The organism is Bacillus sp. USDA818B3_A, from assembly GCF_009928415.1.
GTDB lineage: Bacteria > Bacillota > Bacilli > Bacillales > Cytobacillaceae > Neobacillus.
Genome location: NZ_JAABNN010000009.1, coordinates 143,944 through 152,380 on the forward strand (window position 1 = coordinate 143,944; position 8,437 = coordinate 152,380).

The 8,437-nt window shown below is 42.9% G+C and carries 7 protein-coding genes; 2 read left to right on the forward strand and 5 right to left on the reverse strand.

The annotated features are described in order from the left end of the window. Window positions 1-222: 222 nt before the first annotated feature. Window positions 223-2,325, reverse strand: coding sequence for a (Fe-S)-binding protein (locus GXK58_RS16310; RefSeq protein WP_160724218.1), 2,103 nt, complete (start codon window positions 2,323-2,325; stop codon window positions 223-225). Between the two features lie 187 nt (window positions 2,326-2,512). Here GXK58_RS16310 and cls point away from each other — a divergent pair, with 187 nt between their 5' ends. Further along, the gene (gene cls / locus GXK58_RS16315; protein WP_160724219.1) at window positions 2,513-3,715 is read left to right on the forward strand and encodes a cardiolipin synthase; all 1,203 of its coding nucleotides are present in this window, start codon (window positions 2,513-2,515) and stop codon (window positions 3,713-3,715) included. A gap of 15 nt (window positions 3,716-3,730) precedes the next feature. After that, window positions 3,731-4,687 carry a UV DNA damage repair endonuclease UvsE gene (gene uvsE, locus GXK58_RS16320; RefSeq protein ID WP_160724234.1) on the forward strand — a complete coding sequence of 319 codons (957 nt, stop codon included), beginning with the start codon at window positions 3,731-3,733 and terminating at the stop codon, window positions 4,685-4,687. 31 nt (window positions 4,688-4,718) lie between these two features. Here uvsE and GXK58_RS16325 read toward each other — a convergent pair whose 3' ends face one another. The 4 genes from GXK58_RS16325 to speB all read right to left on the reverse strand — a co-directional run bounded on the left by GXK58_RS16325 (window position 4,719) and on the right by speB (window position 8,291). Further along, on the reverse strand, window positions 4,719-4,898 hold the full coding sequence (locus GXK58_RS16325) for an H-type small acid-soluble spore protein (protein WP_160724220.1): 180 nt from the start codon (window positions 4,896-4,898) through the stop codon (window positions 4,719-4,721). Between the two features lie 177 nt (window positions 4,899-5,075). Continuing rightward, window positions 5,076-6,746, reverse strand: a complete 1,671-nt coding sequence (gene argS, locus GXK58_RS16330) for an arginine--tRNA ligase (protein WP_160724221.1) — start codon at window positions 6,744-6,746, stop codon at window positions 5,076-5,078. After that, window positions 6,743-7,159 carry a DUF1934 domain-containing protein gene (locus GXK58_RS16335; protein WP_160724222.1) on the reverse strand — a complete coding sequence of 139 codons (417 nt, stop codon included), beginning with the start codon at window positions 7,157-7,159 and terminating at the stop codon, window positions 6,743-6,745. The genes argS and GXK58_RS16335 overlap by 4 nt, the downstream gene beginning before the upstream one ends. A gap of 259 nt (window positions 7,160-7,418) precedes the next feature. Next, entirely contained in the window at window positions 7,419-8,291 is an 873-nt protein-coding gene (gene speB, locus GXK58_RS16340) for an agmatinase (protein WP_160724223.1), read from the reverse strand. Window positions 8,292-8,437 lie beyond the last annotated feature (146 nt).

An 8,437-nucleotide genomic window follows, 5' to 3' on the forward strand; every position in this document is an offset into this window, starting at 1 on the left:
CAACATCCAGAGCTAGTTCCCCTTAATAAACTGCGACTGAACGCTCGCTCGAAAAAACCGGAAAATATAACGCAGGCAAGAGACCTAAACCTTGACCTGCGCATAATTGTAAGCGTTTTATTATATAAGTCTATTTTACATAAAAAATAGCAGGAGTTAAATTATTTTACACAAAATTTTTAAAATTTTGATTTGTAAAACAAAATCAACTCCTGCTTTACTTTAGGAAGCCGCTTGACCACACACTGCTTTTTCCAGTAATTCAGCTACATCATAGGTCGATACCCTATCTTCGACTTCCTTTGCCTTCGTTCCATCTGACAGCATGGTTAAGCAATACGGACAGCCTGAACTGATTACAGAAGGCTTTAGCGCTAAGGCCTGCTCTGTCCGGCTGACATTAATGCGGTGGCCGGTCTCCTCCTCCATCCACATCAATCCTCCGCCCGCACCGCAGCACATCCCTTTTTCACGGTTCCGTTCCATCTCGACCAATTTCACACCAGGAATGGATTTTAAAATCTCCCTTGGCGGATCATAGACCTCATTGTAACGGCCGAGATAGCAGGAATCATGGAACGTAATCGTTTCATTGACTGCATGTTTTGGGACAAGGCGGCCGTCTCGAACCAGCTGATAAAGAACCTCCGTATGGTGGTAGACTTCTGCTTCTAATCCAAAATCAGGGTATTCATTTTTAAACGTGTTATAAGCATGCGGGTCAATCGTCACGATTTTCTTTACCCCAGCCTTTTCAAACTCCTCGATATTTTTAGCAGCAAGCTCTTGGAATAAGAATTCATTTCCAAGACGGCGAGGTGTATCACCAGAGTTCTTCTCCTTATTGCCGAGGACGGCAAATTTCACACCAGCTTCATTCAGGAGTTTGGCAAACGATAAGGCAATCTTTTGACTGCGGTTATCATATGACCCCATGGAACCTACCCAGAATAGGTACTCGAATTCTTCACCAGCCTTATTCATTTCTTTCACGGTTGGAATCTGGACATCTTCACGCACCTCGCGCCAGTTTTCTCGCTCTTTACGGTTTAATCCCCACGGATTTCCCTGGCGTTCAATATTAGTCATCGCACGCTGGGCGTCAGCATCCATTTTTCCTTCTGTTAAAACTAAGAAACGGCGCAGATCAATAATTTTATCGACATGTTCATTCATTACCGGACATTGGTCTTCACAGTTCCTGCAAGTTGTGCAAGCCCAGATTTCTTCCTCGGTAATAACATCGCCAATCAAACTCGGATTGTAAACTATGGCTGCAGCCGACTCTTGTGCCCCCTCGCCGCTAGCAGCAAGCGCAATTTGGTTTCCTTTCGTATTTGAAAATGCAAAAGTCGGCACCCATGGCTGCTTCGACGTAACCGATGCTCCATAAAGGGTGAGGTGGTCACGCATCTTTACGATTAAATCCATAGGCGACAGCATTTTACCTGTTCCGGTTGCCGGACACATATTGGTACAGCGGCCGCATTCCACACAGGCATAGAAATCAATCATTTGATGCTGAGTAAAGTCTTCGATTTTTCCAACACCGAACGATTCTTGAGATTCATCCTCAAAATCAATCTTTTTCAATTTCCCTGGTTTTTCTAAGCGGTTAAAGTAGACGTTTGCCGGACCGGCAATTAAGTGAGCATGCTTCGATTGCGGTACATAAACTAAGAAGGTTAACAGGAATAATAAGTGCGCCCACCAGGCTATGTAGAAGATAACGATGGAGGCGGTTTCATTCAATCTCGAAAAAACAAGTGAAAGGAGTGAAGCAACAGGTTCTGTCCATGAAGGATCCTCACCATGCCAGAGGATTCCCATTCCATTTCCCAATAAAACAGATAACATTAAACCACCGATGAATAACAAAACAAGCCCTGATTTAAAATTTCGTTTTAAACGGACTAATTTTTCAACATAGCGGCGGTGAAACGCCCAAAACACAGCAACAAGGATCATTAATGTGACAATTTCCTGAAAAAAGGTAAACCCTGGATATAACGGTCCAAGTGGCAGATGGGAGCCTGGGACAAGCCCTTTCCAAATAAAATCAATTGCCCCGAATTGTACTAAAATAAAGCCGTAGAAGAACATCACATGGATGGCCCCGCTCTTTTTATCCTTTAAAAGTTTTTTCTGGCCAAACACGTTTACCCAAATTTTCTCCAGACGCTCTTTAACTCTGTGATCAAACTCGACTTTCTTTCCGAGCTTAATAAATTCAATTCGCGTTTTGACTACATAAACAAACAGACTAAGCGCGTAAGCGGTTACAACAAGAAACGCTATTAAGTTGACCCATAAAAGACCATTCAAGTAAAACGCCCCTTTCTATGATTTTCCCCTTTCATTTGTTGAAAATAGTAAATTTTCTGAATTGTATCTAATCCTATTATAAAAATGAATGAGCATTCAGTCAAATCTTTTTTATAAGATTTACTCAACTTATAGAAAGTTCCGCTCTTGGGGAAACTAACTGAACCGAATGGGGGAAAGATTTTCGATGAAATGGGTACTCATTTTGTGTGGACTGCTTATTCTTATCATTATATGGCTTGTCTTAGATTTTAGATTAGGCCGAAGGAAGCATCTTTTAAAGGCAAACAAAGTGGAGACAGCCATCCTGCATGGCGAGCTTGAAATTTATACACATGGCAAGGAATTTTTCCGCAGCTATTTTACAGAATTACAACATGCCGAAAAGCATATCCATATCTTGTACTACATCGTAAAGAACGACAGCTTTGGACAAGAGTTTTTCACTATTTTAAAAGAACGTGCCCGCGTTGGTGTCGAAGTCCGCTTGCTGATTGACCGTCTTGGCAGCTTAACAATTAAGAAAAAAGAGGTGAGCGAACTGAAGGACGCAGGTGTCCATGTGGCGTTTTGCAACCGTGTCAGACCGCCCTTTCTTTTTTATTCTGCCCAAGTTCGAAACCACCGCAAAATCTCCATCATTGATGGAAAAATTGGCTTTATGGGGGGTTTTAATATTGGCAAGGAATACATCGACAAGGACCCAAAGCTTAGCCCGTGGCGGGATTATCAGCTGCAAATAACCGGTGAAAGCGTGAATTTTTTACAAAGTGAATTTTTTATTGATTGGAACGAATGTGCATTAGAAAAAGTCGATTATCGTCCAGAGTATTTTCCTAAACTTCCCAAGGGCAGGATCAGGCATCGATTTATCCCTACCGAAGCGGGTGCTCTAGAGGAAAATTTTATTCAGCTTATTAGAAAGTCCACAAAGTCTATTATCATTGGCACCCCCTACTTTATTCCTAGTGCTGCCATTTTTGCGGAATTATTGAAGGCTTTGCAGCGGGGCGTCCACCTTACACTTATTGTCCCCTACACCGCCGACCATGCCCTTGTCCAAGAGGCATCGTATCGTTATTTGCGGAGGCTGCTTAAGGCTGGCGCCCTTATTTACCAATATAAAAATGGATTTTACCATGCAAAGACACTCCTGATTGATGAGAAGATTTGTGATATTGGAACAGCCAATTTCGATCGGCGCAGCTTTTTCCTAAATAAAGAAATTAATTGTTATATTTATGACCGTTCCTTTATTGAAAAAGTAATGAAGGTAATCGAAGAAGATATATTGGATTCTAAACGGATGACGTTAACGCAGCTAAATAAACCTAATCTATTGCGGACTGTCAAGGAAACTGCAGCAAGAGCTGTCTGCCATTTTTTATAAGGGGGAGCATGGATGATTAAGATTCGATTTGGCTATGTTTCAACTGCGATTAGTTTATGGGATGCCTCCCCAGCGAAGGCACTTACCTTTACACGCTATAAGCAGCTTAGTTCATCAGAGCGTAAAGAGAAGCTGTTAGAGGTGACCAAACTCAATCTCAATCACACTTTACGAATGCTTTACTACAATCTTGCACACGAAATTGAATTGTACCGGTTCTCTAGCTCGATCGTACCGCTGGCCACCCATCCCGAGGTGCGCTGGGATTTCACCACTCCATTTAAGAAGGAATGGGAGGAGATAGGGAATTTAGTCAAAAGCAATCGTCTCAGGGTCAGCTTTCATCCGAATCAATTTACGCTGTTTACTTCACCGAAGAAGACGATTACGGAAAATGCCGTCATTGATATGACCTATCATTATCAAATGTTTGAAGCGATGGGACTTGCAGGGCAGGGATTGATTAATATCCATATCGGCGGGGCTTATGGGGATAAGACGGCCGCACTGTCGCGTTTTTATGAGAATCTGACCACTTTGCCTGCCCATATTAAAAAGGTGATGACTTTAGAAAATGATGATAAGACCTATACGGCGGAAGAAACCTTGATGGTGTGCAGGAAAGAAGGGATTCCGTTAGTGTTTGATTATCATCACCATATGGCAAATGTAAGTGAAATGCCGCTAGAAGAGCTGCTGCCAGGGATTTTTGAAACATGGTCAACCGTTGGAGTTATTCCTAAAGTCCATATTTCTTCTCCTAAAAATGAAAAAGAATTTCGCTCTCATGCTGATTTTGTCGACACGGAATTTATTATGCCTTTTGTAAATTTGCTGCGTGAAAATGGTCAGGATGTTGATTTTATGATTGAGGCTAAGGCGAAGGATCAGGCTGCATTAAAATTGGTGGAGAATTTAAGCAAATTACGCGGGTTTAAAAGGGTAAGCGGGGCAAGTATTGAAATAAAGTGAAAGAGTCTCCGATTTGGTGGAGACTCTTTTTTTATTCCTCAATTAAGTTTAAGACGGGTACATCTCGTTCATTTTCTGGATCTTGTCTTGAATAGATCCGGGCCATTCTTGTGGTTTCGTCGATGTTTTGAATTATCACAGGGGTCCCATCATAGGTCACATTAATCATATCGGCCGATTCTAGGATTTCTTTTGCTCTTCCAACATTCATTCGTTCGTTCACTCCTCGGATAGAAATTTCCCTACCAATAATTATTTGCATTTTCTTGGAAGTTATTCATAAAAAAATAAACCCGGCTTACGATCCATTTAAGGATTATTAAGCCGGGTTCATACTGTTTCCTGCATCTAGACTTGAGATATATTCATACGCTGCCTAAACGAACGATTACATTTTTTCTGGTGCAGATACACCAATCAAGGCAAGCGCATTTTTAAGGGTAATTTGTACTGATTTAATCAATGCCAGACGTGCCTTGGTGCGGTCAGGATTTTCGCTGTCAAGAACCTTGTCTGCATTATAAAAACTATGGAACGCAGATGCTAATTCTAAGATATAGTTTGTGATGCGGTGCGGTACACGCTTCAGTGCAGCCTCGCCAACAGCCGCAGGGAACTCGCCGATTTTCTTTAATAAGTCAATTTCCTTTTCTGATCCAATCAGTGAAAAATCAACCTCACTATCGACACTAATACCCTGTTCTTGTCCCGTACGCAGGATGCTCGAAATCCGTGCATGGGCATATTGCGCATAATATACCGGGTTTTCGTTTGATTCAGACACCGCCAAATCCAAGTCAAAATCCATATGCGTATCTGAACTGCGCATCGCAAAGAAATAACGTGTCGCATCGAGGCCGACTTCATCAACCAAATCACGCATCGTTACGGCCTTACCGGTCCGTTTACTCATCTTCATCTTTTCGCCATTTTTGTAAAGGTGAACTAACTGGATGATTTCCACCACGAGCGCTTCGCGTTCATATCCAAGGGCCTGCATAGCTGCTTTCATCCGTGGAATATAGCCGTGGTGGTCGGCACCCCAAATATTGATTAACTGTTCGAAACCACGTTCAAACTTATCCTTGTGGTAAGCAATGTCAGGTGTTAAATACGTATAAGAGCCATCTTGTTTAATGAGCACGCGGTCCTTATCATCACCGAAGTCGGTGGAACGCAGCCATGTTGCCCCGTCCTGCTCATAAATATAGCCGCTTTTACGGAGTGCTTCGAGTGCATCATCAATTTTTCCATTTTTATAAAGTGAAGTCTCGGAGTACCATACATCAAAGCGGACACGGAAATCTTCAAGGTCCTTTTGGAGCTTGGCCATTTCATATTTTAAACCGTAATCACGGAAAAATTCGAACCGTTCCTCGTCTGGGACGTTTGCATATTTATCGCCGAATTCTTCAGCTAACGCTTTACCGATACCGATAATGTCAGCACCCTGGTAACCATCTTCCGGCATTTCTTTCTCGATCCCCAGTGCTTGGAAATAGCGGGCCTCTACAGATAAAGCTAGATTATTAATCTGGTTGCCGGCATCGTTAATATAATATTCACGAGAGACGTCATATCCCGCTTTTGCCAGAATATTACTTAGCGAGTCCCCTACCGCCGCACCGCGGGCATGGCCAAGGTGAAGGTCTCCGGTTGGATTCGCTGAAACAAACTCTACCTGTACTTTTTTGCCATTGCCGACAGTTGTTTCTCCATAGTTGCCGCCCGCTTGAAGAACGGTAGGAATTAGATCGGTTAAATAAGAATTATTCATATAAAAATTAATAAATCCTGGTCCAGCCAGTTCAATTTTTTCAATCGAGGCCTTCGTGCGGTCAAAATTAGCCACTAATGCCTCTGCAATCATTCTAGGTGCCTTCTTTGCTATCCGTGCAAGCTGCATGGCCATATTTGTGGAATAATCCCCGTGGGCCTTTTCTTTCGGAATTTCAAGAATGACATCAGGAATTTGTTCTTCCGCAGCCAAGCCAGCTTTAAGTACGGCTGCCCGGATTTCTTCTTTTAGTTTTGTTTGTACCTGTTCTACTATATTCATTGTTCATCCTCCTGAAAGGTTATCTCCAAATGGTAGGTGCCTGCAGGTGAACCCTGCATGTTAAAATCATATAAAATGTCTATGAGGCCTTCCGAATGCACGAGTCTTCTAGTCATCGTCATCGTTTCAAATACCCCAAACGGCATTTCATAGCTTCCTCGTAACTTCTTATGTAACCTGAACGGCAGACGCATCTTTACGGCACCGCCTCTTAGGATTAGCGCCTCGTCGGGTGCCACTTTCACAATCGTCCGTACTGTACCTTCTTCTAATACCTCTTCATATTTAAGAAAAGAGGCCCCATCTTTTTCGAAATAGCGGCCGAAGACATTCAACTCAATCGTCTCCGAACTCTCTTGCTGGTGAATCGTTGTTTTCACATTAATCTTTATCGGTGTTTCAGTAGTAGACAACTTAGAATCACACTTCCTTTTTCTAAGGAACTTTCACATTCACTTTATCATTATTCTATATCTAGTAATAGACAATATCGCATTTACACATACTTAACTATTATATACATTGCCGGGCAACAAATCAAAAGATGCCTGCCCCGTACCGGGACAGGCACCACTCTCAACGGGGAAAGCTACCATTAAGTATCTCTCGATGTTACAAATGGTGACAGGCACCTATAATTATCTCATGATGTTGCAAATGGTGACAGGCACCCTATTTCACCCAGCCGAGAATCATTTCACGAATTAGTTTGCTTGCTGTGTTTGCTGTTTGTTCTGACGGGTCATAGATTGGTGCAACTTCTACTAGGTCACCGCCTACCACGTTTACTTCGGAACGGGCAATGGCATGGATGGATGCTAATAGCTCTTTTGAAGTGATACCGCCTGCATCTACTGTTCCTGTTCCAGGTGCATGTGCTGGATCAAGGACATCGATGTCGATGGTGACATACACCGGACGCCCTGCAAGTGTTGGCAGGATTTCTTTTAGTGGTTCCAGCACTTCAAATTTTGAAATATGCATGCCGTTCTCTTTTGCCCACTGTAACTCTTCCTTCATACCTGAGCGGATTCCAAAGGAATAGACATTTTTTGGTCCGATATGTTCGGCAATTTTACGGATCGGTGTGGAGTGTGACAACGGTTCGCCTTCGTATTCCTCACGAAGATCTGTATGGGCATCAAAATGGATAATCGCCAAACCCGGATATTTTTTATACATCGCCTTCATGACTGGCCAAGAAACAAGATGCTCTCCGCCCATTCCAAGCGGGAACTTACCAGCCTCTAGAATCTGGTCAACGAATTCTTCAATCATATCAAGGCTGCGCTGGGCATTACCAAATGGAAGCGGAATGTCCCCTGCATCGAAATATTTTACTTCTTCAAGCTCACGGTCAAGATAAAAACTATACTCCTCAAGACCAATGGATACCTCACGAATACGGGCTGGGCCGAAACGTGAACCTGGGCGGTAGCTCACTGTCCAGTCCATTGGCATTCCGTATAATACAACCTGGCTATCTTCAAAATTCGGGTGGCTCTTAATAAACACATTGCCCGAATATGCTTCATCAAAACGCATATAAATCCCTCTCTTTTATGTATTCCCGGCCACTTTTGTGACCATTTTAAATTACTTTAGCTGTGTTAGTGTTGATTTCCGCTCCAGGCGCTCGCTTTCCGCGGGCGTGCCGGGGAGCCTCCTGATATGAACGAAACTGTCAAGGC